At 67.2% G+C, this 22,987-nt stretch carries 21 protein-coding genes; 12 read left to right on the plus strand and 9 right to left on the minus strand.

Annotated features, from left to right (window positions below):
- Window positions 1-4: 4 nt before the first annotated feature.
- Complete coding sequence (locus tag ACFVTM_RS19300) at window positions 5-931, minus strand: ABC transporter substrate-binding protein (RefSeq protein WP_390205551.1); 927 nt, start codon at window positions 929-931, stop codon at window positions 5-7.
- Window positions 932-935: 4 nt separating this feature from the next.
- Entirely contained in the window at window positions 936-1,991 is a 1,056-nt protein-coding gene (locus ACFVTM_RS19305; protein WP_390205552.1) for a succinylglutamate desuccinylase/aspartoacylase family protein, read from the minus strand.
- A 112-nt stretch (window positions 1,992-2,103) separates the two neighbouring features.
- On the opposite strand from ACFVTM_RS19305, the gene ACFVTM_RS19310 reads away from it, so the two are divergent.
- Window positions 2,104-2,730, plus strand: coding sequence for a GntR family transcriptional regulator (locus ACFVTM_RS19310; protein WP_390205554.1), 627 nt, complete (start codon window positions 2,104-2,106; stop codon window positions 2,728-2,730).
- Window positions 2,731-2,825: 95 nt separating this feature from the next.
- Here the strand turns inward: ACFVTM_RS19310 and ACFVTM_RS19315 are convergent, their stop codons facing one another.
- Window positions 2,826-3,608 (minus strand): VOC family protein, encoded by a 783-nt coding sequence (locus ACFVTM_RS19315; protein ID WP_390205556.1) that lies wholly within the window; start codon window positions 3,606-3,608, stop codon window positions 2,826-2,828.
- 282 nt (window positions 3,609-3,890) lie between these two features.
- Entirely contained in the window at window positions 3,891-4,124 is a 234-nt protein-coding gene (locus ACFVTM_RS19320; protein ID WP_390205557.1) for a DUF3073 domain-containing protein, read from the minus strand.
- Between the two features lie 295 nt (window positions 4,125-4,419).
- Here ACFVTM_RS19320 and ACFVTM_RS19325 point away from each other — a divergent pair, with 295 nt between their 5' ends.
- Complete coding sequence (locus tag ACFVTM_RS19325; RefSeq protein ID WP_390205559.1) at window positions 4,420-5,151, plus strand: septum formation family protein; 732 nt, start codon at window positions 4,420-4,422, stop codon at window positions 5,149-5,151.
- 99 nt (window positions 5,152-5,250) lie between these two features.
- On the opposite strand, the gene clpB is transcribed toward ACFVTM_RS19325, so the two are convergent.
- Window positions 5,251-7,926, minus strand: a complete 2,676-nt coding sequence (gene clpB / locus ACFVTM_RS19330) for an ATP-dependent chaperone ClpB (protein ID WP_390205561.1) — start codon at window positions 7,924-7,926, stop codon at window positions 5,251-5,253.
- A gap of 526 nt (window positions 7,927-8,452) precedes the next feature.
- Here clpB and ACFVTM_RS19335 point away from each other — a divergent pair.
- From ACFVTM_RS19335 to ACFVTM_RS19370, 8 genes are all read left to right on the plus strand, one after another.
- A complete protein-coding gene (locus ACFVTM_RS19335; protein WP_390205562.1) occupies window positions 8,453-9,511 on the plus strand; it encodes a LacI family DNA-binding transcriptional regulator in 1,059 nt (352 codons plus the stop codon).
- Window positions 9,512-9,738: 227 nt separating this feature from the next.
- Window positions 9,739-11,058, plus strand: a complete 1,320-nt coding sequence (locus ACFVTM_RS19340) for an MFS transporter (protein WP_390205564.1) — start codon at window positions 9,739-9,741, stop codon at window positions 11,056-11,058.
- An 84-nt stretch (window positions 11,059-11,142) separates the two neighbouring features.
- Window positions 11,143-11,907 (plus strand): SDR family oxidoreductase, encoded by a 765-nt coding sequence (locus tag ACFVTM_RS19345; protein WP_390205566.1) that lies wholly within the window; start codon window positions 11,143-11,145, stop codon window positions 11,905-11,907.
- 20 nt (window positions 11,908-11,927) lie between these two features.
- Window positions 11,928-12,860, plus strand: coding sequence for a 3-keto-5-aminohexanoate cleavage protein (locus ACFVTM_RS19350; RefSeq protein WP_390205568.1), 933 nt, complete (start codon window positions 11,928-11,930; stop codon window positions 12,858-12,860).
- A 4-nt stretch (window positions 12,861-12,864) separates the two neighbouring features.
- The gene (locus ACFVTM_RS19355; protein ID WP_390205569.1) at window positions 12,865-13,875 is read left to right on the plus strand and encodes a glycerate kinase; all 1,011 of its coding nucleotides are present in this window, start codon (window positions 12,865-12,867) and stop codon (window positions 13,873-13,875) included.
- Between the two features lie 674 nt (window positions 13,876-14,549).
- Complete coding sequence (locus ACFVTM_RS19360) at window positions 14,550-15,041, plus strand: carboxymuconolactone decarboxylase family protein (RefSeq protein ID WP_390205570.1); 492 nt, start codon at window positions 14,550-14,552, stop codon at window positions 15,039-15,041.
- A gap of 190 nt (window positions 15,042-15,231) precedes the next feature.
- Entirely contained in the window at window positions 15,232-16,569 is a 1,338-nt protein-coding gene (locus tag ACFVTM_RS19365) for an FAD-binding oxidoreductase (protein ID WP_390205572.1), read from the plus strand.
- A gap of 118 nt (window positions 16,570-16,687) precedes the next feature.
- Entirely contained in the window at window positions 16,688-17,557 is an 870-nt protein-coding gene (locus tag ACFVTM_RS19370; protein WP_390205574.1) for a DUF4031 domain-containing protein, read from the plus strand.
- Between the two features lie 36 nt (window positions 17,558-17,593).
- Here ACFVTM_RS19370 and ACFVTM_RS19375 read toward each other — a convergent pair whose 3' ends face one another.
- From ACFVTM_RS19375 to ACFVTM_RS19385, 3 genes are all read right to left on the minus strand, one after another.
- Window positions 17,594-18,067 carry an SRPBCC domain-containing protein gene (locus ACFVTM_RS19375; RefSeq protein ID WP_390205575.1) on the minus strand — a complete coding sequence of 158 codons (474 nt, stop codon included), beginning with the start codon at window positions 18,065-18,067 and terminating at the stop codon, window positions 17,594-17,596.
- Between the two features lie 70 nt (window positions 18,068-18,137).
- A complete protein-coding gene (locus tag ACFVTM_RS19380) occupies window positions 18,138-18,551 on the minus strand; it encodes a YccF domain-containing protein (protein WP_390205576.1) in 414 nt (137 codons plus the stop codon).
- A 131-nt stretch (window positions 18,552-18,682) separates the two neighbouring features.
- The gene (locus ACFVTM_RS19385; protein WP_390205577.1) at window positions 18,683-19,234 is read right to left on the minus strand and encodes a YceI family protein; all 552 of its coding nucleotides are present in this window, start codon (window positions 19,232-19,234) and stop codon (window positions 18,683-18,685) included.
- A 424-nt stretch (window positions 19,235-19,658) separates the two neighbouring features.
- Between ACFVTM_RS19385 and ACFVTM_RS19390 the strand changes: the two genes are divergently transcribed.
- Window positions 19,659-20,738 (plus strand): metallophosphoesterase, encoded by a 1,080-nt coding sequence (locus ACFVTM_RS19390; protein ID WP_390205578.1) that lies wholly within the window; start codon window positions 19,659-19,661, stop codon window positions 20,736-20,738.
- Between the two features lie 48 nt (window positions 20,739-20,786).
- Here the strand turns inward: ACFVTM_RS19390 and ACFVTM_RS19395 are convergent, their stop codons facing one another.
- Window positions 20,787-21,512: a glycoside hydrolase family 16 protein gene (locus ACFVTM_RS19395; RefSeq protein ID WP_390205579.1), complete on the minus strand. Its 726-nt coding sequence runs from the start codon at window positions 21,510-21,512 to the stop codon at window positions 20,787-20,789.
- Between the two features lie 695 nt (window positions 21,513-22,207).
- Here ACFVTM_RS19395 and ACFVTM_RS19400 point away from each other — a divergent pair.
- Window positions 22,208-22,987 (plus strand): glycosyltransferase family 2 protein, encoded by a 780-nt coding sequence (locus ACFVTM_RS19400; protein ID WP_390205707.1) that lies wholly within the window; start codon window positions 22,208-22,210, stop codon window positions 22,985-22,987.

The following is a 22,987-nucleotide window of genomic DNA, read 5'->3' on the forward strand; positions in this document are numbered from 1 at the left end:
CCGCTCATTGCGTGGCTCCCGCGTCGACCTGGTCCGCGCTGACCTTCACGGAATCGGGGATGCCGTACTTGGCGTTGATTGACGTGTAGGTGCCGCCGGCCACGAGCGCCTTGACAGCCGCCACGACGGCCTTGGTCAGCGGCGAGCCCTTCGGCATGGCGACGCCCACGGCCGTGGGCTCCCACCCGGTACCGGGGGCGAGCTCGAAAGCGCCTCCGGACAGTTTGCTGGCGTAGGCCATGCCGATGTCTCCGGACAAAACGCCGTCCACGCGGCCAGACGTGAGGGCAAGGTTGGCCTCGTGCTGGGAGGGGAAGAGCTGGATGTCGATCGGCGCCTGCCCCGCGTCCGTGCATTGCTTAGAGAAGTCCGGCAAGGTTTCGATGCCCTGGGACGTTCCCTTTTCGCCGCCGATCTTGAAGCCGCACAGCTTCATGGCATCGAGGGCGAGATTCTTCGGGTTCCCCTGCTTGACGGCCAGGCCCGAGCCGCTGTTCATGTAGGTGGCGAAGTCGGCGTTCTTCTTGCGTTCGGCGGTGACATTGAATCCGGAGATCCCGACGTCGTACTTATGCGATCCGACGCCGGGGAGGATGGTGTCAAAGGTGGCCGGGACCATTCTGACCTCCAGGCCAAGCGTCTGGCCGAGTGCCGTGGCGAAGTCTGCGTCCCATCCCGTCACTGTCTTGTTGTCCTCTGCGTAGAACTCGTAGGGCGGGAACGTGGGGTCCGTCCCCACCAGCAGCGTTCCCTTGGACCTGACCTCCGCGGGCAACAGGTCCGCTGCCGCCTGGTTGAGCGGCGCGGCGGCTATGGCACCGCCCTGGCCGGGCAGAGACTGGGCGGCGGTTGCGCCTCCGGCCTCGAGGGAGGCGTTGGTGCAGCCGCTGAGCCCGATAAGGGCGGCGAGCAGCAAAGTGCCGGTAGTCATGAAATTAGGCTGTGACATAGTTGCCTTTCGGGTGGGTAGTTCCGTGGTCAACGGCGATGTTGACCAGGGTTGTTCCGACGTTGACGGGGGCCGGATGCCGGACGATGGCAACCACCCCGTCGATGGGTGCGAAGAATTCCTTGGGCGGGCGGTCGAGTTCCTCCACTGAATGAACCCTGGCCACGAGGGCCCCCGCCGCGACTCTTTGCCCCAGCTCAACCGTGGGTTCGAAGAGCCCGGCCATGGTGGAGTTCACCGGGGACTGCGGCGTGAGCTCCACCCACTGGACCGCGGATTCGACGGCGGACCATTCCGGCGATCGTTCCGTGGGCGGGGCTTCCTGGAGAAGCCCCCAATGGCCCAGGAGCGCCCGGAGTCCCTTCCGTGCCCGCTCCAGAATCTGTACTGAAACCGTGCCCCTGCCGCCCAGTTCGGTGGAGATCATGGGCACCCCGGCCCGGTCGGCCGCGCCGCTGATGGAACCGGATTTAAGCATGGGCTGCACAACCACGGAATACGGCACGTTGAAGGCAGCCACGGCCGCGGTCTTTTGGGCCCAGAGTTCCGGTGTGGGTCCGTGGTAGACGAAGGCTGAGGGCACGTATTCCGAGGCGATGCCGCCGGAGTGGATGTCCATGACGAAATCCGCCAGCGGGATGAGGTCCTCGGCCACGATGGAGGCTATCTGCTGCGCAGGGCCCCCGGCGGCGTTGCCCGGAAGGGACCTGTTGAGGTTCACTCCGTCCACACTGGCAACGCGGCGGCCTTCCCTGACGGCGGCGATATTCAACGCCGGCAGGACGATCAGGCGCCCGCTGACTTCCGCCGGGTCGATGGAGCGAATGAGCTCCTGCAGGAGGATCTGGCCTTCGTACTCGTCGCCGTGCGTGCCGGCGATCAGAAGCGCTGTTGGCCCGGCCCCGCCGCTCAGCACGGCGATGGGGGACGGGATGACGGCGGCGTCGTGGGCGTTGTCCGAATGTTCGATCTCCAGATAGCCGAGCTGCCTGCCTGTGGCAAGGAAATCGACACCGGGGATTCGGGGAATATGCAGGGGCATGGGCTGACTTTCAGCTAGGCTGGGCAAGATTGGATTCACTGTATACAGTGAATACTGTGATGTAAAGCACGTAGACTTGATGAATTCTTGGGATCAGAAGGGGATGAGGCGGATGGCTGCGCAAGTTGCCAAGAAGATGCGGCCGTTGAGCGAGCAGGTCTACGACCGGATCAGTGATGAGATCGTCAACGGCGTGGTTGAGCCGGGCGCTCCGCTGGTCCAGGAGCAGCTTGCGGACGAATACGGGGTTTCCCGCACGCCGATCCGCGACGCGCTGAACCGGCTGGTCCACGAAGGCCTGGCGACCCTGGTGCCCGGCGCCGGGTACTTCGCGACGACGTTGACGCCGTCGAACGTTGCCGAGGTCTATGAAGTCCGCAAAGCACTGGAGATCATGGCCATCCGGCAGTGCGGCGCCAAGTACACGCCTCTGGAGCTGGCCCGGCTGGAGCTGCTGATCGCCGAGGGTTCCGCCAGCGTTGATGCGGAGGCGCTCTTCACGGCAACACGGGGGTTCCACCTGAGCCTGGCGGCTCCGTGCCCGAATAAGTTCCTGCTGACCACGCTCGAGTCCGTCTGGGACAACCCGGTCCAGCGCCTGATCAGCCGCTCATATCCGCTGGACGATGCCAAGCTGGCCCGCGTAGCCGATGCGCACCGGAAGATCCTGGCCGCGGCGCGGGCCGGCGACCCTGATGTCCTGATTCCTTTGCTGGACCTCTGCCACGAGAAGGACTGAGCGGAACCCGTCACTCCATGTGCTTAGGCCGCGGCCAGCGCCTCCAGTAGCTGGGCCTCCAGTAGCTGTGCCTCCAGGAGCTGGGCCTCCGTCAGCTAGATCTCCAGCAGGTTGAACACGCCGCCCTGCGGGTCCTTCAGTGTGGCGATGGTGCCGGCTTCCTCGACCTCGTCCGGTTCAATCAGTACGACGCCGCCGGCTGCCACCGCGGCCTGCACCGCTGCCGCGACGTCGGTGACGCCGAAGTAGACCTGCCACCCCGGTTCCAGGGTGTCCTGGGCATCGCCGGGGACCCGCGCGATGCCGGCCACTTCGGCGCCGTCGACCATGAGCGTGGTGTACGTGCCGCCGTCGTCCTGGGGGTATTCGGTCACCTCGTGCCCGAAGAGCTGCTGGAAGAACCCGACAGCGGCCTGCGGTTCGGGCGTGAGCAGCTCCGCCCAGGCCAGGGTTCCCGCCTCCTGGCTCCGGCCGGCTCCGAAGTGGCTGCCCGCCTGCCAGGCGCCCGTGGTTCCGCCGCCGGGCGGGGCGAAGAAGACCATGACTCCGGTGTCGGCGATGGCCTCCGGGCCGAATTCAAGGCGCCCCGTGGAATGGGCCAGTTCGGCGGCGAGGTGCCCGGCGTCGTCGACCGCGAAATACACGTTCCATTTACCCGGCTCACCCGCGGCTTCCTGCCGGGGGTTCTGCGGCGCGAGCACTGTCACCAGTGCGTCGCCGAGGAAGGCTTGCGCGTAGCTGCGTCCGTCCGGGGTGGGCAGGTCCTCGTACCGCCAGCCAAACACCGCTGTGTAGAAGGCCTTCGCCGCCTCCACGTCCTTGGTCTGGAGGTCTGTCCAGCAGAGCTCACCCTCGGCGAATCCTGTGCGCGTGGTCATGGCAGTCCTTCCGGGCAACTGGGCGGCGTCCGGGAAATTCCGGCACGAATAACCTAGCCCGGGGCCCCGGCGGTGACAACTGCGCCTCGAAAACCGGGACTGGAAGAGGGACAGGAAATGGCGTGCCGGAAAGGGCGTACGAGAAACGGCGTGCTGGAATCCGGGGACAAAAAGGCCGCCGGGCACACCCGTTTCAGGTGTGGCCGGCGGCCTGAAAAACTTTGGCCGGCACCGCAGTGCCGGAAGGATCCCCCGACAGAATCTGCCGGGCGGAAGCGTCGACTAACCTATGCGACGGGAATTTACCTCGTCGTCGTCGTCTTCCACATCGTCCGCGTACTTATCCACATACGCTGAATAATCCGGTTCGACCGGGTCTTCCGCGAAATGGCTCGTGGCACGACTTCCCGGGCCCGTGAGCTCGCGCTGAAGGGCCGAATAGTCAGTGTTCGGGGAGTAGTACTTGATGTCCCGAGCCTGCTTGGTAGCTTTTGCCTTTTGACGGCCGCGCCCCATGGCGTGACCCCCTTTTGTACTTGGACCGGAGGTGGTCACCTTTGGCGATCGGTGAGGCCCCGGAATGTTTGGTCAATTTGTCGTACACCTAGATTACATGCTTTCGGCGTCAACTGCTCGCCGGCCCCACCCCCTTGTGGACAGCGTAGCGTTTCCGGCAACGGCGGCCGCGGCCGCCGGCACATGCGCCGTACCGCGCATCTTCGATAGAGTTTCGTGATGTGCGCCCAGAAAAGGGCCACAACGCCGGGCCTCCAGCCATGGCAAAAGACGCACGGAAGTGGTGAATTTCTCAGTGACTGAAGAGAATCCAAGGAACGACGCCGGGTCCATCCCGCCGCCGCCTTCGAGGCCGCCGACGTCCGCCCTGCCCGTCATCACGGCCGAACCGGCGAGGGCCACGAACCGTCCAGCGGCACCGGCTGCGAAACCCGCGGGCGTCACCTTCGACCGTATTGTTGCCGCGCTCTCATGGCGTACGCGGCGCGTGGCCCGCCGGATCCGCAGGCAGGGGCCACGGCGGCTCGGCGTGGCCGCGGCCGTTCTTGTTGCGCTCGGCCTCCTGCTCTGGTGGGCTGTGGCCTCATTTGCCGGCAGCGGCCAGCTTTCCTCGGACGGCCCGGCCCCGGCCCCGACGGCTTCGGCTGAGTCCGCCCCGGCCAGCCGCGGATCCTTGCCGCTGGAAGGCGTCAACCCCCTGGATTTCCAGCTGCGTGACTGCTTCAAGGACTTCGATCCGGATGCGCAGCAGTCCACCGTTGTGGACTGCGCCACGGGCCACTCGGCGCAGCTGGTGGCGGTAGAAAAGTACGGGGCAGATGACTCGTACCCCGGCCGCGAGGCGCTCAAGCAAAAGGCGCGCGGTATCTGCAAGGCCGCGCCACTGACGGACAAGGCCGGCAGCTACGACCTGAGCTACAAACTGGCCTACCCGAGCTCCAACAGCTGGGGGAAGGGCGACCGCCGGGTCGACTGCTACGCCGTGACGGACGGCGGAAACGTCATCAAGGAGTCCCTGCTGCCCTAGCCTCACGCTGCGTTCAGCACGGATTAACGCCACTGGCAGCCGGGCGGACCCCGGCTGCCAGTGGCGTTTTTTGCCGTTGCGGTCTTCTGCTCTTACGGCTTACTGCTTCGGCGGCGCCTGCTCTTTGCGCCGGACCGACAGTCCGCTGCCGGTGGCCGCGCCGCGGTCGGACAGGTCCATGTCCTCCAGCTCGCCCATGGTGAGTTCCATCAGGTCCGGCGCGGTGTCCACGAGGACGGTGTCGCCGTCGTTGATTTCGCCGGCCAGGATTTCCTTGGCCAGCCGGTCGCCGATCTCGCGCTGGACCAGCCGGCGCAGCGGCCGTGCCCCGTACGCCGGATCGAAGCCGGTCACGGCCAGCCAGGCTCGGGCGCCCTCGGTGACCTCGAGGTTCAGCCGGCGGCCCTTGAGCCGCTCGCCCAGCTCCTTGACCTGCAGTTCCACGATCTCGGACAGCTCCTCCACACTCAGCGGATCGAAGAGGACCACCTCATCCAGCCTGTTCAGGAACTCCGGCTTGAACGAGGCGTTCACCATGGCCATGACGGCATTCTTCTTGGCCGCGGCGTCGAGGCTCGGGTCCACCAGGAACTGGCTGCCCAGGTTCGAGGTGAGCACCAGGATCACGTTGCGGAAATCCACGGTGCGGCCCTGGCCATCGGTGAGCCGGCCGTCGTCGAGCACCTGCAGGAGGATGTCGAAGACTTCCGGGTGGGCCTTTTCCACCTCGTCGAGCAGCAGCACCGAGTACGGGCGCCGCCGGACGGCCTCGGTGAGCTGGCCGCCCTCCTCGTAGCCGACGTACCCGGGAGGGGCCCCGACGAGCCGGGCCACGGAGTGCTTCTCCGAATATTCGGACATGTCGATCCGCACCATGGCGCGCTCGTCGTCGAAGAGGAAGTCCGCGAGGGACTTGGCGAGCTCGGTCTTGCCGACGCCGGTGGGGCCGAGGAACAGGAACGAGCCGGTGGGCCGGTTGGGGTCGCTGATCCCGGCGCGGGCGCGGCGCACGGCGTCGGAGACCGCGGCGACGGCCTTCTTCTGGCCGATCAGCCGCTCCCCGAGGACGTGTTCCATGTTCAGCAGCTTCTGGCTCTCGCCCTGCAGCATGCGCCCGGCGGGGATGCCGGTCCAGGCCGAGATCACCTCGGCGATGTCATCGGCGGTGACCTCGTCGGCCACCATCTGCCCGGATTTGTCCGGCACGGCGGCCTCAGCCTCTGCCGCGGCGCTCAGTTCCCGTTCCAGGGCGGGAATCTCGCCGTAGAGGATCCGCGACGCCGTCTCGAGGTCCCCTTCGCGCTGGGCCTTGTCGGCCGCGGAGCGGAGCTCGTCGAGCTTGGCCCGCAGGTCGCCTACCCGGTTCAGGCCCGCCTTCTCTGCCTCCCACCGGGCGTTCAGGGCTGCGAGCTCCTCCTTCTTGTCCGCCATGTCCGCGCGGAGGGCCGCAAGGCGTTCCATCGAGGCAGGGTCGGTCTCGCCGGCCAAGGCCAGTTCCTCCATCGTCAGGCGGTCCACCTGGCGCCGGAGCTGGTCGATCTCCTCCGGAGCGGAATCGATTTCCATGCGCAGCCGGGACGCGGCCTCGTCCACGAGGTCGATTGCCTTGTCCGGCAGCTGCCGGCCGGAGATGTACCGGTTGGAGAGGGTCGCGGCCGCCACGAGGGCGGAGTCGGAGATCGAGACCTTGTGGTGGGCTTCGTACCGTTCCTTGAGGCCGCGCAGAATGCCGATGGTGTCCTCCACGCTGGGCTCGCCCACGTAGACCTGCTGGAACCGGCGTTCCAGCGCGGGGTCCTTTTCGATGTTCTCGCGGTACTCGTCCAGTGTGGTGGCGCCGATCAGCCGCAGCTCGCCGCGGGCCAGCATGGGTTTGAGCATGTTCCCGGCGTCCATGGAACTGTCCCCGGTGGCTCCGGCGCCCACCACCGTGTGGAGCTCGTCGATGAACGTGACGATCTGCCCCTCGGAGTTCTTGATCTCCTCCAGCACGGCCTTGAGCCGCTCCTCGAACTCGCCGCGGTACTTCGCCCCCGCCACCATCGAGGCGAGGTCCAGGGCGATCAGGGTCTTGCCGCGCAGGCTTTCGGGCACGTCGCCGGCCACGATCCGCTGGGCGAGGCCCTCGACGACGGCAGTCTTGCCGACGCCGGGCTCGCCGATAATGACGGGGTTGTTCTTGGTGCGCCGACTCAGGACCTGAATGATGCGCCGGATCTCGGCATCGCGGCCAATCACCGGGTCCAGCTTGCCCGAGCGGGCGACCGCGGTGAGGTCGGTGCCGTACTTCTCAAGCGCCTGGAACGAGTTTTCCGGGTCTGCGTTGTCCACTTTCCGGTCGCCGCGGACGCCGGGCAGGGCGGCCAACAGCGCCTCGTGGGAGGCGCCGGCCTCGCGCAGGAGTTTCCCGACGCCGTCGCTCCCGGCAGCGAGGCCCAGCAGCAGGTGTTCGGTGGAAACAAAGCTGTCCCCGAGCCGTTCGGCCTCGTTCTGGGCATTCTTGATCGCCTGCAGCCCGGCCCGGGACAACTGCGCCTGCTGCACACTGCTTCCGGATGTCGAGGGCAGGGCCTTGATGGCGGTGCTCGCCTGGACGCTGACGGCATCCGGGTCTGCGCCCGTTGCCCGGAGCAGTGCGACGGCGACGCCCTCCCGCTGGTCCATGAGCGCCTTGAGCAGGTGGGCGGGCTCGAGTTGCGGGTTTCCCGCGGTCGAGGCATTCATGGCGGCGGCAGCGAGAGCCTCCTGGCTCTTGGTGGTGAACTTGGCGTCCACAGAGGGCTCCTTCCGGAATGGTCTTTATGTCAGGGTTGAGTCTACATCGCTCAACTTTGCCGTGATGGGCGCTGGCTCCATGTTTGCCGACAGCGAAACGCCTGTCTAGGGGCGGACTGCCCGCGGGCCCGGGGGACGGGGGCTGGAGGCTTGGGGGCTGGGGACTGAGGCTGCGGGACATGCCCTCCCCCGGGCCCAAAGAATGGACATAGCCCCACTATGCCCAATGCCCCAGCCCGAGACTGGACATGTCCCCTCGGGTTGGGCTCGAACGATGGACATGCCGCTCAGTCTGCGCCCAGGACTGGACATGTCCCCTCGGACTGGGCGCGAACAATGGACGCGTCCCCTCGGACTGTGCCCAGGAATGGACATGTCCCCTCGGACTGGGCTCGACCAACGGGCATGTCCCGCGCCCGCCGCCCACGCAGCCTGCAAGTATCACTTAACGTTGCTTAACGACGAACGGGCTCCTTACTGTAACTGGGGTCACAGCAACACGAACCGACGCGAAGGAGGGCCGGACATGCACGAACACGTCACAAGCGCCACCTTGGATGGCCGCGTCGCGCCGGTTTCGGCCGCCGCAGTAGCCCGGGCCGCCGGGGTTTCCTCCGCCGCCGTCTCCTACGTCCTCAACGGCAAGGGCGGCGTCTCACCGGAGACCCGGCGCCACATCATCCACGTGGCGAACGAGCTCGGCTTCAGGCCCCGTAAGCCCTCCCAGTCAACGGACCCGCAGCGGACCCGGGTCATCGGGCTGATCCTGCCGAACATCATCAATCCGATGTTCCCGCGCTGGGCGCAGGGCGTCATCACGGCTGCGGCGGAGTCCGGCTACGAAGTCTTCGTCGCCACCACGCAGGATGATCCTGAGGTCCTTGCGCAGGTCACCTCCACGCTGGCGCACCGCAACGTGGACGGCATCATCCTGGCCGCCTCGCTCCGGGACGACGCCACCGCGCTCCGCACGCTGAGGGCGGCCCGGATCCCCTACGTGTGCCTGTCCCGGCGGGCGGACTTCCTCGACTCGGACTTTGTCGGGATCGACGACGACGCGGCCGCCACCACGCTGATGCAGCACATGCTCAGCCACGGGTTCACCGAAATCGCCACGGTCATCGGGCCCCGATTCTCGACCGCCTCCCTGGCCCGCGAACAGGCGTTTGTCCGCACCGCCGCCGCGGCGGGCATCACGATCAGCGGCGACCGAAAGATCAGCACCAGGGTCAACAACGAGGGCGGCCGGCTGGCGGCGGAACGGCTGTTCTCCGCCGGAACTCCGCCCCAGGCCGTGGTGTGCGGCAGCGACGAACTTGCCATCGGCGTCATGGAATACGCCCTGTCGCGCGGCCTGCGCATCCCGGACGACGTCGCCGTCGCTGGCTGTGACGGTCTGCCGCACAGCCGCTCCGGGCTGATCAATCTGACCAGCATTGTCCAACCGCAGCAGGAAATGGCCAACGAGGCCTTCGCCATGCTGCTCAAACGCATCGATTCCCCGTCCGCCTCCTACACCTCGAAAGTGTGCCGGCACCGCCTGCATGTCGGGCGGACGTGCGGCTGCACGCCGCCGGACATCTGAGGCCCGGCGCCACACCGGTAGCCACACGCCCGGCGCCACCCCCGCAGCAACACGCCGGCCGGCCCATCCTCGGGCCAGCCGTCCACATACACCAATCCACGCCAATCCCTCACGACGGAGGCTCCGTGCGCCCGCAGCACGGTTCCCGGTTGCCTGCCTTCCGCACGCCCGCTCTGACCACCGATCCCGCCCACCGAGCCCGCCCACCAACACAAGGACCCCGACCCATGTCAGTTGTAACCGCACCAAAGAAGATGCGCACACCGCAGGAAATCAACGGCGTGATCCTACGCCGCGTGATGCCGCTGCTGATCGGCGCCTACATCATGGCCTTCCTGGACCGCACCAACATCGGCATGGCCAAGGACAGGCTGGAGATCGACCTCGGCATCTCCGCCACCGCCTACGGCATCGGCGCCGGGCTGTTCTTCCTGACCTACGCACTCTCCGAAATTCCGTCCAACCTGATCATGCACAAGGTCGGCGCCCGCTTCTGGATCATGCGGATCATGATCACCTGGGGCATCATCTCCGCCGGCATGGCCTTCGTCCAGGGCGAATGGTCCTTCTACATCATGCGGATGCTGCTCGGCGTCGCCGAGGCCGGGCTCTTCCCGGGCGTCATGTACTTCCTGACCCAGTGGTTCGTGGTCAAGGACCGCGCCAAGGCCAACGGAATGTTCCTGCTCGGCGTCTCCATCGCCAACATTGTCGGCGCCCCGCTGGGCGGCCTGCTGCTGACCATGGACGGACTCGGCGGCCTGCACGGCTGGCAGTGGATGTTCCTCGTCGAAGGCCTCCCGGCGTGCATCCTCGCCTACGTCGTCTGGAAGAAGCTCCCGGACCGCCCCAGCCAGGCAACTTTCCTCAGCGCCGAGGAAGCCGCCGATCTTGAGGCCCGCATCGCCGCCGAGGAATCTGCCGGCGCCGAGGCCTCCGGCAACCACCGGCTCCGCGATGTCCTGAAGGACAAGCAGATCCTCCTCGTCGTCGGCGTTTACTTCACCCACCAGATCGCCGTCTATGCCCTGTCCTACTTCCTGCCCTCCATCATCGGTACGTACGGCAAGCTCAGCCCGCTGCAGATCGGCCTGCTGACGGCCATCCCCTGGATCTTCTCCGCGGCCGGCGCCCTGCTGGTCCCGCGTTTCGCCACCGACGGCCGCCGCTCCCGGATGCTGGTCACCGGCACCATGACCGGCATCGTCGCCGGCTTCGCGCTCGGCGCCGTCGGCGGCCCGCTGCTCGGCATGATCGGCTTCTGTCTCGCAGCCTTCAATTTCTTCGCCCTGCAGCCGATCCTCTTCACCTACCCGGCCACCCGTCTCAGCGGCGCCGCCCTCGCCGGCGGCATCGCCTTCGTCAACACCGTCGGCCTCTGCGGCGGCTTCCTGGGTCCCTATGTCATGGGTTTCATGCAGGACGCCACCGGCTCCAAGCTGTCCGGCCTGTGGTTCATCGTGGCCATGTGCGTCATCGGCGCGCTGCTGTCCCTGCTGCTGAAACGCGGCACGGAGAAGCCCGCGACTGTCCCGGCCGCCCACTGACCCACTGCTCACCGCCCGTTCCGGATGCGCCGCGCCGCGCGTCCGGAACGGGCGCTCCAAACCATCCCACTGCAAGGAATACTCATGGATTTCACCGCCAAACGCGTCCTGGTCACCGCCGGAGCCAACGGCATCGGCCTGGCCATCGCCAACAGGTTCCGGGAACTCGATGCCGCCGTCTTCGTCACCGACATTGACCCCGACGCCGTCGAGAAGGCCCGCGTCAACGGCCTCGCCGCCGCCGTCAGCGACGTCTCTGACGAATGGCAGGTCCGCGCCCTCATGGCCACGGTCCGGGAGGAACTGGGCGGCCTGGATGTCCTGGTCAACAACGCCGGCATCGCCGGGCCCACCGGCCCCCTGGAATCCCTCGACGCCGCGGCGTGGAAAGCGACCTTCGATGTCAACATCCACGGCCAGTTTTTCTGCATCAAACATGGCCTGCCCCTGCTGCGCGAAGGCACCGGCGCCTCGATCGTGAACCTGTCCTCGGCCGCCGGCCGGCTGGGCATGGCCGGCCGCAGCGCCTATTCGGCGTCGAAGTGGGCCGTCGTCGGGCTCACCAAGACCCTGGCGATCGAACTCGGCCCGGACCGGATCCGGGTCAACGCCATCTGCCCCGGCGCCGTCAATGGCCCCCGGATCGACGCGGTCATCAATGCCAAGGCCGAAATGCTCGGCCGGCCCTCGGACGAGGTGTCCGAGCTTTACCACAACCAGTCCTCGCTGGGCCGGCTGATCGAGGCCGAGGACATCGCCAATATGGCCGTCTTCGTGGCCAGTGACCTGGCCCGCAACGTCAACGGCCAGGCCCTCGCCGTCGACGGCAACACCGAAAAACTCTACTGATCAACCGAGGAGCGACACCCATGGCTGCTGCACGCAAAGTCATCATCACCAGCGCCGTCACCGGCGCCATCCACACCCCGTCCATGTCCCCGCACCTGCCCGTCTCCCCCGAAGAGATCGCCGACGCCGCGATCGGCGCCGCCGAGGCCGGAGCCGCGATTGTGCACATGCACGCCCGCGATCCCAAGGACGGCCGCCCCTCGCAGGACCCGGAGCACTTCGCCCCGATCCTGGACAAGCTCAAGCGCAACACCGACGCCGTCATCAACATCACCACGGGCGGCTCGCCGCACATGAGCGTCGAGGAGCGCATGCAGCCGGCTGCGCTGTTCAAGCCGGAACTCGCCTCGCTGAACATGGGCTCGATGAACTTCGGGCTGTACCCGATGCTGGAGCGCTTCACCGAATTCGGCCACGACTGGGAGCGCGAGGGGCTCGAGAAGAGCCGCGACCTGGTCTTCAAGAACACCTTCCAGGACATCGAGACCATCCTGGGCATCGGCAACGAAAACGGCACCCGGTTCGAGTTCGAGTGCTACGACATCTCGCACCTGAACAACCTGGCCCACTTCCACGCCCGCGGCCTGGCCAGGGGTCCGCTGTTCGTCCAGTCGGTCTTTGGCCTGCTCGGCGGCATCGGCGCGCACCCCGAGGACCTCATGCACATGCGCCGCACCGCAGACCGGCTGCTGGGCGGAAACTACGAGTGGTCCATCCTCGGCGCCGGCAAGAACCAGATGCCGCTCGCCACGATCGGCGCCGCCATGGGCTCCCACGTCCGGGTGGGCCTGGAGGATTCCCTGTGGATCGGGCCGGGACAGCTCGCCGCGTCCAACGCCGAACAAGTCACCCGGATCCGCACCATCCTGGAAGCCCTCAACTTCGAGGTCGCCACCCCGGACGAGGCCCGCGAAATGCTGCAGCTCAAGGGCCGTGACAAGGTGGGTTTCTGAGCGCATGAGCATCCTCGTGGCCCCGGACAGCTTCAAGGGCACCTTCACGGCGCCGCAGGTCTCGGCGCACATTGCCGGCGGGATCCGTTCGGCGGGAGGCGCCGCCGTCGAACTGCCCGTGGCCGACGGCGGCGAGGGAACCTTCGAGGTCCTGGTCCGGGGCCTGGACGCCCGGCCCGTCCGCGTCAGCACCGTGGGCCCGTGGGGTGACGCGGTCGACGCCGCCATCGCCCTGGCCGACGACGGCACCGCCGTCGTCGGCCTGGCCTTCGCCAGCGGACTCAATGTGCCCACTTCCGGAGACCGGGACCCGGTGGCCGCCAGCACCTACGGCACCGGCGTGCTCATGGCGGAGGCCGTCCGCCAGGGGGCCCGCCGGCTGCTGGTCGCGGGCGGCGGGTCTGCCACGACCGACGGCGGCGCCGGGGCTATCGCGGCGATCGAGGAGCGCGGCGGGCTCCGCGGGGCGGACGTCGTGATCCTGAGCGACGTCACCACGCGTTTTTCCGACGCCGCCCGGGTGTTCGGCCCGCAGAAGGGCGCCGGCCCGGCCGTAGTCGCTGACCTGACCCGCCGGCTCGAGCTGCAGGCCGAACGCTTCGCCGCCGACTCCGGGCGCGATCCGCGCCTGGTGGACCGGACCGGCGCGGCCGGCGGGTTCTCCGGCGGCATGTGGGCACGCTACGGCGCCAGCCTGGTGTCCGGCGCAGACTATGTGCTGGATTTGCTGGGCTTCGACGCGCAAGTGGCCGCGAGCAGCGCCGTGGTGGTCGGCGAGGGCCGGCTGGATTCCCAGACCGGGCAGGGGAAGATCATCGCCGCCATCCTGGCCCGTGCCGGCGACAAGCCCGTCTACGCAGTGGTGGGGTCGGTGGATCCGGACCTCGGCGACGACGCTGGCCGCTTTGCCGGCATCATCGTGGCCGGCAACCCGGACGCCATGCGGGCGGCGGGGGCCGAACTGGCCCGGTCTGCCTCCCGCGCTGCTGCTGCTGCGGTTCGTGCTTCCGTGTGACGCCACGGGACATGGCCTTCGCGGCCAGGCGTGACCACCGGACATGCACAACCACTGGACATGTCCCCCGCAGCCCGGCGCGGCCACCGGACATGCCCTTCATTGGCCCGCACCAATGGACATACTCCCCTTGTGCCCATTCCCAGGCCTGAAGGCTGGACATGTCCCCCGCGGCCAAGCGCGACCACTGGACATGCCCTTCATTGGCCCGCACGAATGGACATACTCCGCATGTCCCCCGCAGCCAGGCGCGACCACTGGACATGTCCCCGGCGGCCAAGCGCGACCACCGGACATGTCCCGCGGCCAAGCGCGACCACCGGACATGTCCCGCGGCCAAGCGCGACCAATGAACATACTCCACTTGTGCCCATTCCCAGGCCTGAAGGCCGGACATGTCCCCCGCGGCCAAGCGCGACCACTGGACATGTCCCCCGCGGCACCCAAAAATGGGCATGTCCCATTGCGGGGTCTGGCGAAAGTTCGGATTTGGCAAAGCTTGGCGGGGCTCAACGGGGCGATGCCCGGCCCCGCAGTAGCGGTTCGGTGGCCGGGTCCCCCAAGGAACCGGCCACCGAACCAAACACTCCCACCCCCACAGCTTGTCACACATTTGACAAAACTGTCACACGACCCTCCGGGCCGGGCCGAAGCTCGTCGGTATTGTGGAATCCATGACTGAGACGGCGGCTCCGCAGAATCCTGATCACCGGAGTGTTTTCCTGGACAAGGAGCACCCGGCGGCGTGGCGTGCACTCAACGGGCTGGGCCTGAAAGCCAAGGAAGCCGCCGCCGAGGCGGGGCTGGACGGGATGCTGATCGAGCTGCTCAATGTTCGCATTTCGCAGATCAACGGCTGCGCCTACTGCCTGGACATGCATGTGGGCGACGCTGTCAAGAATGGCGAGTCGGCCCAGCGGCTGGCTGTCCTCTCTGTCTGGCGGGACACCACGCTGTTCTCCGAAAAGGAACGGGCAGCCCTGACCCTGGCCGAGGCCATCACCACCATCAGTGACGCCCACGCCCGTGACCACGAGGGCGCACAGGCCCGTCGACACCTGACGGCCGAGGAGTTTTCCGCCATCAGCTGGCTGGCGATCACGATGAACGCGTTCAACCGGGTTTCCATTATTAGCCAGCACCCGGTGCGCGCCGCCCGCGACTGACCCCCCGGCGCCCACCGAGTCACCCGCCAAGACACCAGCTGGCCCATCCGGCCGCAGGGCAGGCAGGCGTCCAGGCACCCCGGGCATCTGTGCTGTTCCGCCGGCCAAGCCGAACGCCGTAGCCACATTCGGCGCGCGGTCGTAAGCTCGGAAAGTGGGGCGGAGCCGCGGTCACCGAGGGAGCACTGCCATGAAGTGGGTCAGGCCGGGTCACCCGGAATACGACGAAACTCGAAGACTCTTCAACGCGATGATCGACCGCCATCCGGCCGTCATTGCCCCATGCGCCGACTCGGCAGAGGTGGTCGAGGCCTTGGCGTACGCGCGGACACACGGCTTCGATGTCGCCGTCCGCGCGGGCGGGCATTCCGTGGCCGGCATGTCCATGAACGACGGCGGCCTCGTAGTCGACGTTCGTCCAATGAAATCCGCACGGGTGGACCCGGAGGCCCGCACGGCCACCGTGGGGGCAGGCCTCACCTGCGGGGAGTTTGACCGCGCGACCCAAGAGTACGGACTCGCCATCACCGGCGGGCGCGTCTCCACGACTGGTCTCGCAGGTTTCACGCTCGGGGGCGGGTCCGGGTGGCTCGAGCGCGCCTTCGGCTTCGCCTGCGATGACCTCGTCTCCGTGGATCTGGTCACGGCCGCCGGTGAGCAGGTGACGGCCAGCGCCCAGGAGAACCCCGAGCTGTTCTGGGCCCTGCACGGAGGCGGCGGGAACTTCGGCGTCGCCACGTCCTTCACGTTCGGCCTGCATCAGCTCGGGCCAAAGGTACACGCCGGACTGCTGATGTGGCCTGGGGACGCTGCTGCAGAAGTCAGCCGTGGCTACCGGGAACTGGCCCTTGCGGCGCCCAACGAAGAGTCCGCCACCCTCATCTACGCGATCGCGCCCGCGGAGCCGTTTGTGCCCGCGAACCTGGTGGGCAAGATGGTGGTGTGCGTGGTGTACGTGTTCGCCGGGGACGCCGCGGAAGGAAAGGAACATGCCAAGGCCTACCGGGAGCTTGGCCCTGCGGTGGACCTGGTGGAGGATACGGACTACGCCGACTTCCAGTGTTCCCTCGACGACCCGCCCGGCAAGTACAACTACTGGAGCGCCGATTATCACGACGCACTCTCCGACGACGCCCTGGACATCATCATCGACTCGGCCCGCAACCTCCCGGGACCAAGTTCCCAGCAGCTGATCGCCCACTGGGGTGGGGCCGTGAGCGGGCCCGGCGCTGGGGCCACTCCCCTGCTGAACCGGAACGCCAGCTGGGTGAGCCACCCCTTCGGCCTGGGCGACACTCCGCAGGGCGGGCAGGAGGCGAAAGCCTGGGTCAAACGGTTCCGCCAGGACATCGCCCCCTACGCGACCGGAGGCGTCTGGCTGAACTTCATCGGCAACGAGGGCCAGGACCGCGTCCGGGCCGCCTTTGGGGAGGACAACTACGCCCGGCTGGCCAACGTGAAACGCGAATTTGATCCCCGAAACGTTTTCCACGGCAACCAGAACATCCGCCCCTCCGTCGCGGTGTGACCACCCGCCCGCGCACGTCCGCCAACTGCCCAGCCACGTCAGCCCGCCCACCCCCGGCCACTCGGCACCCGGAGCCCGGCGCCGGGCCAGGATCCGCGGGCGGCGCTAGACTGCCTCCATGGCCGTCTACGTCGATCCGCCGCTCTGGCCTGCCCACGGAACGCACTTCTCGCACCTTGTCTCGGACACCTCGCTTGAGGAGCTGCACGCGTTCGCCGCGGCCGCCGGCATCTCCGGGCGTGCGTTCGACGGCGACCACTACGACGTCGCCGAGGACCGGTACGCGGCCCTAGTGACGGCCGGCGCCATCCCCGTGGAGGGCCGCGTGCTGGTCCGCAAACTGATCGCCAGCGGCCTGCGTATCCCGGCCCGCCGGCGCGGCAAGGCCCTCCGGATCCCGCTGCTGAACAGATGGAATGCGGCGCTGCCGGGGCACGACGCCCTCTTCCTGGACCTGCTGGACCGCTGGGGCGAGGAGCACCGGAAGTACCACGGCCGCACCCACCTGCTGGCTGTGCTCGAGGCCCTGGACCTGCTGTGCGATCCGGCCGATCCGCCCCGCACCGTACTGTTGGCCGCTTGGTTCCACGACGCCGTCTACCGCGGCGTGGCGGGACAGGACGAGGAGGAATCGGCGCGGCTGGCCGAAGTCCGTCTCCTGCATGCCGGCCTGCCGGCCGCCGAGGTGGACGAAGTGGTTCGCCTGGTCCTGCTGACGGCGGACCACTGTCCGGAGCCCGGAGACGTCGCCGGCGCCCTGCTAAGCGACGCTGACCTCTCCGTCCTCGGCGGGGACCCGGACGCCTACGCCCGCTATCTGGCCGCCGTCAGGGAAGACTTCGCACACATCGGCGACGCCGACTTCGCCACCGGCCGCGCCGCCGTCGTCCGCCGGCTGCTGCAGCTGGAGCCGCTCTTCCACACGGACCGGGCCCGCGGGCTGTGGCTTGAGGCGGCCCGCCGGAACCTGCAGGGCGAACTCGCTTGAGAAACGTCCCGCGCACCCACCGGCAGCCGGTGATACTCAGGCAGCAACGCTGAGGTGATTCGCCAGCCTGTCGAACGATTCGCGCCACCCTTCGCCGTGGCGGTCGCGGCTGGCCGCAGAGTCGAACGGCCCCTGGGTGAAGGTCATTTGGGTGCCGCCGTCGACCTCCTCCAACCGGATCGTCACCTCAGTCTCGAAACCGCGGGTGCCGTCCGGCCGGTCCCAGGCATGGGTGAACACCAAAAGATGCGGCGGCTCAACATCGGTGTGCACCCCGCTCCACCAGAATTGCTGCCCGCTGCTGTCCTGGATCATGCAGGCGCGGTACAGGCCCCCGACCTCAAGGTCCGTGTCGACGCTCTCTCGCTGGACATGGAAGCCGCGCGGACCCCACCACTGCGGGGCCTCGTCCGGGTCCGTCAACGCGGACCACACACCCCGGATCGGGGCCCTGAACTCGCGCACAATGACCAGCATGAGGTCCGTGTCCCCGGACGCCGGTTCGCTCATGGTCCTCTCCCTCGGATTGCTTGGACTGGACTGGGGACGCCCCCTCGGTCCCCGAGGCTGCGCGGCCGCCTTAGCGTCGGCCGGGGCTGTAGGCGGTCACGTAGGGCGTATTGCTCGGGACAATCTGTTTGCCGAGCGGCATCAGCGAGACCGGGATGAGCTTGAGGTTGGCGATCGCCAACGGGATGCCGATGATCGTGATGGCCATGGCGAAGGCCGTGACGACATGCCCGATCGCGATCCAGATCCCTGCCACAACGAGCCAGATGACGTTTCCCACCAAGGCAAATATGCCGTTTCCGCCGGGCTTGTCGATCACCATGCGGCCGAACGGCCACAAGGCATAGGACGCGATGCGGAACGAGGCCAGCCCCCACGGGATGGTGACGACCAGCACGCAACATACGACGCCGGCCAGGAAGTACCCAAGGGCCAGCCACAGGCCGCCAAAGAGCAGCCAGATGATGTTCAGGAGTGTCTTCATGGATTCATTCTCGCCCGTTGGAGTGACATTCGGATTAGTGGTTCTCCCGGAAATAACCCTGATTTTCGAGCCCGGCCTCCGCAAACCGGTCCAAGTGCGTGATGCCGGGTGCAAACCCGGCTTTTCGGGGCTTAGGCGCCGGCCTGCTTGACCATGGCGGCCTCAACGTTGATCTTGACCTTGTCGCTGACCAGCAGCCCGCCCGCTTCGAGGGCGGCGTTCCAGGTCAGGCCGAATTCCTTCCGGCTGATGTCCGCCTCCGCGCTGAATCCGGCCCGGGTAGCGCCGAAAGGGTCCACCGCCACGCCGGTGAACTCGACTTCGAGGTCCACGGGCTTGGTGACGTCGCGGATGGTGAGGTCGCCGGTCAGCACGTAGTCCTCCCCGTCACCGCGGATGCTGGTGGCCCGAAAAGTCATGTCGGGGTACTTCTCGACGTCGAAGAAGTCGGGGCCGCGGACGTGGGCATCGCGGTTGGCGTCACCCGAATCGAAGCTGGCGGTCTTGACAGTGGCGTGCAGGCTGGCGTCCGCCAGCGACTCGCGCACCCGGGCCTCGGCGGAGGCCTCGTTGAACCGGCCGCGGACCTTGCTGATGCCCGCATGGCGGACGCTGAAACCGATTTCGCTGTGGGACATGTCCAGCGTCCACACTCCGGGGGTCAAACCTTCGGGCAAAGTCACAACAGTCTCCTTCGAGCGGGGGCGGGCCTGTCCCGCCGGGGCGATCGGGGTATTCCCCTTCTTGCATGCTAACGAGGAAGCCCTTCCCGGGCTAGGTCCCACCGGCCCTGACGCGGGCACGCGTGCACACAGGGCTGCCGGCAAACGGCACCGGGCCAACCGGCGTGCGATTCCGGATTTTCGACGGCGGAATCCGCTCTGGGGTGCCAGCGCAGTCTCTGGCCATCGCATTCTCTGGCCTTCGCTTCACGGCCGGGCTACTCTGGCCTAAAAATGCCGGAAAATCACCGAGCTTCGCAGGACTGCTCGCACCAGCCTGATCAACCAGGTCCTGATCAACCAAGTCCTGATCAACCAAGTGATGTGAGGAATCGTGGCCGGGTCGTTGGGGAAACGTGGCAAGGCGGGAATCAGCGCGTGCCTAATGAGCCTGGGCGTGGTGCTGTCGGCCTGCCTGCCCGGGCCGCCGGAACCGGCCCCGCGCCCGGGCCCCGGCACGCCGTCGTCCGCGCCGCCGTCGTCCGCACCGCCATCGTCGGCCCTGCCGCCGTCCGTACTGCCGCCGTCGGGTACCGCACCGTCTGCCGGCGAGCCTGTGCACTTCACCGCCCAGGGGGACGTGGGCATCGGCTCGGGCGCCAAGAAAGTGCTCGACGTCGTTGCCAGGCTCGATCCCCAGCTGAACCTCGCGCTCGGCGACTTCGCGTACAAGGCCGGGCTCGAACAGCAGTTCTGCGACATGGTCACCAGCCGCCTGGGCGAGAACTTCCCCTACCAACTGGTGACCGGTAACCACGAGAGCGACGGCAGTGACGGCGACATTGAGAAATATGCCCGGTGCCTGCCCAACAAGCTGCCCGGCCTCCAGGGCGAATACGGCACCCAATGGCGCGTGGATGTTCCCGAGCAGAATCCTGTTGTCCGCTTCATCCTGGTCTCTCCCGGCATCGAGTTCCGGGGCGGGCGGCCGCTGGACTACTCACGGGGCAGCGAACGCTGGCGCTGGACGGAGGACGCCATCGACGAGGCCAAAGCGCAGAACATCCCCTGGACGGTGGTGGGCATGCATACCCCGTGCCTGAGCATCGGCAATTATGACTGCCAGGCTGGGCAGGACTTCACGAACATGCTGATCGAAAAGGGAGTGGACCTGGTCCTGTCCGGCCACGACCACGTCTATCAGCGGACGCATCAGCTGGCCACGGGCGGAGAGTGCGCGGAACTCGTTCCCGCCAGCTTCGCCTCCGGGTGCCTGGCCGACACCGATGCCGCCATGGCCCAGGGCTCCGGGACCGTATTCGCCACGGTGGGCGTTGGCGGCGTCGGACTCTACAACGTCAGATCCGATGACCCGGAAATGCGCTACTTCGCCAGCACGTCCGGAAAGAACCAGGACCCGGCATTCGGGACACTCGATGTCACGGCCACGGTGGATGAGCTTGCCGCCCGGTTTGTTCCCGCCGACGGCTACACCTTCTCGGATTCGTTCACCCTCCGCAGGTAATCCGCAGCTTTGACCTGGCGCGGGTAATCCGGCAGCGTTCCCAGCATTTCAGGCCGGCACCCAGATGCTGATCCAGTCGAGGGAGACGTGCCCCTGGGTGGCCGGGGCCGGGCAGCCGGTGAGGCATGACTCGGTCTGCAGGATCAGGTGCATGGGCAACGTCGGCGCCTTATTGCTGACGCCCAGGGAACGTCCGTCGAGGAAGAACTCAACCCGCCCGGGACTCCACTCCATCGTGGCCACATGCCACGATGTGACGGACTGGTCCGAATCGAATTTCTCGAAGGCATCGGCACCGTTCCGGTCAAAGTGGACGGCGCCGTAGATGATCGCCGCCAGATCCCCTTCGGGGAAGTCCACCTCACCGTCCCGTGGCCAGACGCCGCTGTCCGGCCACAATAGCCAAGCGGTTTTGAATCCGGGCAAGGCGTCCGCCCGATAGCGGACCGAGTACCGGCCATAGAGCAGACTGTTGGCACGGGGTGGATTGGAGCTCGCGTTTGGAATCTTGGGGGTGGGCGCTGCCCCCATTGAGACGCCATTTTCGGAGTGAAGATACCAGTCCAGGGAGCCATTGCGGACGCTGAGCACCTTCGACGGGTAATAGCCGGACTTTCCACCACTGGCCTGCCCGGCCGTGTCCGGTATCCCGTCCTTGTAGCCGGCGCTCCACCGCGCGCTGTAGAGCGGGCCGGGGAAGCCGCCCACCGGGACGTCGCCGGCGGAGAAGTCCTCGACAAAGACCTGCTTCCAGCCGGGCAGATCACCTGCCATGGTCACATCCGTTGTCCGGAGCGGAAGCGCTGCTGATCCGGGTTCCGATGGGGGCGCGGCCGGCACGCCCGACGCCGGGGCGGGCTCAGTCACGGCGACGCTTTCCGGAGCCCCGGTCGGCACGCCCGGCTGGGAGCCAGTATCCGAGGCGCCAGGGCCCGGGTTGCCAGTGCCCGGGCTGGCACTTCCCGGGTTTGCGGAGGGCCCGGCCGGCGACGCCGACATGGACGTGAACAGCGGCCGCTCGCCCCGGGGAGCCGTATCCGCGGCGCACGCGGCCAGCGCCAGGGCGGGACCCAAGACCATGACGGGAACCAGCCTGAACCAGAGGGTGTGGAGACGCCGGCGGCGTGCCGCCACGCGCCCCCATACAACGCGCGTCCGCATTTGGCCAGTGTCGCACGGAGGCAACGGTGCATCAACCGTTTTCCGCCATTTTTGCTTGAGCATTCAAGTTAATCCAAGGTTAATGCAAGGTGCCGTGACCAAACTTTAAGCCTGGGGTAAATCACTAAGTTGTCCACAATTGTTCAGCGTCAGCGTTGGGTCTATTTCCGATTTGGAGGAGGTCGGAGAGCGCTGCAGTTGGGACGAGCAGAATACGTCATTGAGTGGTGAGGCCAGTGTCCATCCCGAATCTCAAGCCAAACGTGCGCCCCCAAACGACGCCCCCGCCGGCAAATCCCTCGGTCAGTGTGGTGATCCCCACCTTGAACGAGGCGATGAACTTGCCGTGGGTTCTGCGTCGTATGCCCTCCTATGTAGATGAGGTGGTAATTGTTGATGGCCGTTCCTTGGACGGCACAGTCGATGTCGCCCGGGCCATGCGCCTGGACGTCGTGGTGGTGGCCGAGCCCCGCCCCGGGAAAGGAAACGCCGTGCGGGCCGGATTTGCCGCGGCCTCCGGTGACATCATCGTCATGCTGGACGGCGACGGCAGCATGGACCCCCAGGAGATCGGCTGGCTGGTGACTCCGCTCCAGCATGAATACGACTTCGTCAAAGGTTCCCGCTACGTGACGGGCGGCGGCTCCGACGACCTCACATGGCTGCGCAGCGGGGGGAACAAGATGCTCACCGGGCTCGCCAACGCCGTTCTCCACAGTGACTACTCGGACCTTTGCTACGGCTACATTGCCCTCCGCCGCGAATGCGTTGACATTCTGGAACTGGAGTCGGACGGGTTCGAGATCGAAACCGAACTGATTGTCCGGGCTTCAAGGGCCGGCCTCCGCATTGCCGAGGTTCCCAGCCACGAACTGTCCCGGATCTCCGGCCAGTCGAACCTGCACACGTTCCGGGACGGCTGGCGGGTTCTCCGCACCCTCGCCCGCGAGCGCGTGAGCTGGGAGGCCCCCACCGCCGGCGCCCGCCCCGAGGCCCTGCGTCGAGTCAAGTACAAGTACCCCAGCGCGGTGTTCCCCCACGTTCCCACCGATCCCAGCAGCGTCCTGGGCGTACGGGCAGGCGAATAG

The sequence above is a fragment of the Arthrobacter sp. NPDC058130 genome, assembly GCF_042884475.1.
Taxonomy (GTDB): domain Bacteria; phylum Actinomycetota; class Actinomycetes; order Actinomycetales; family Micrococcaceae; genus Arthrobacter.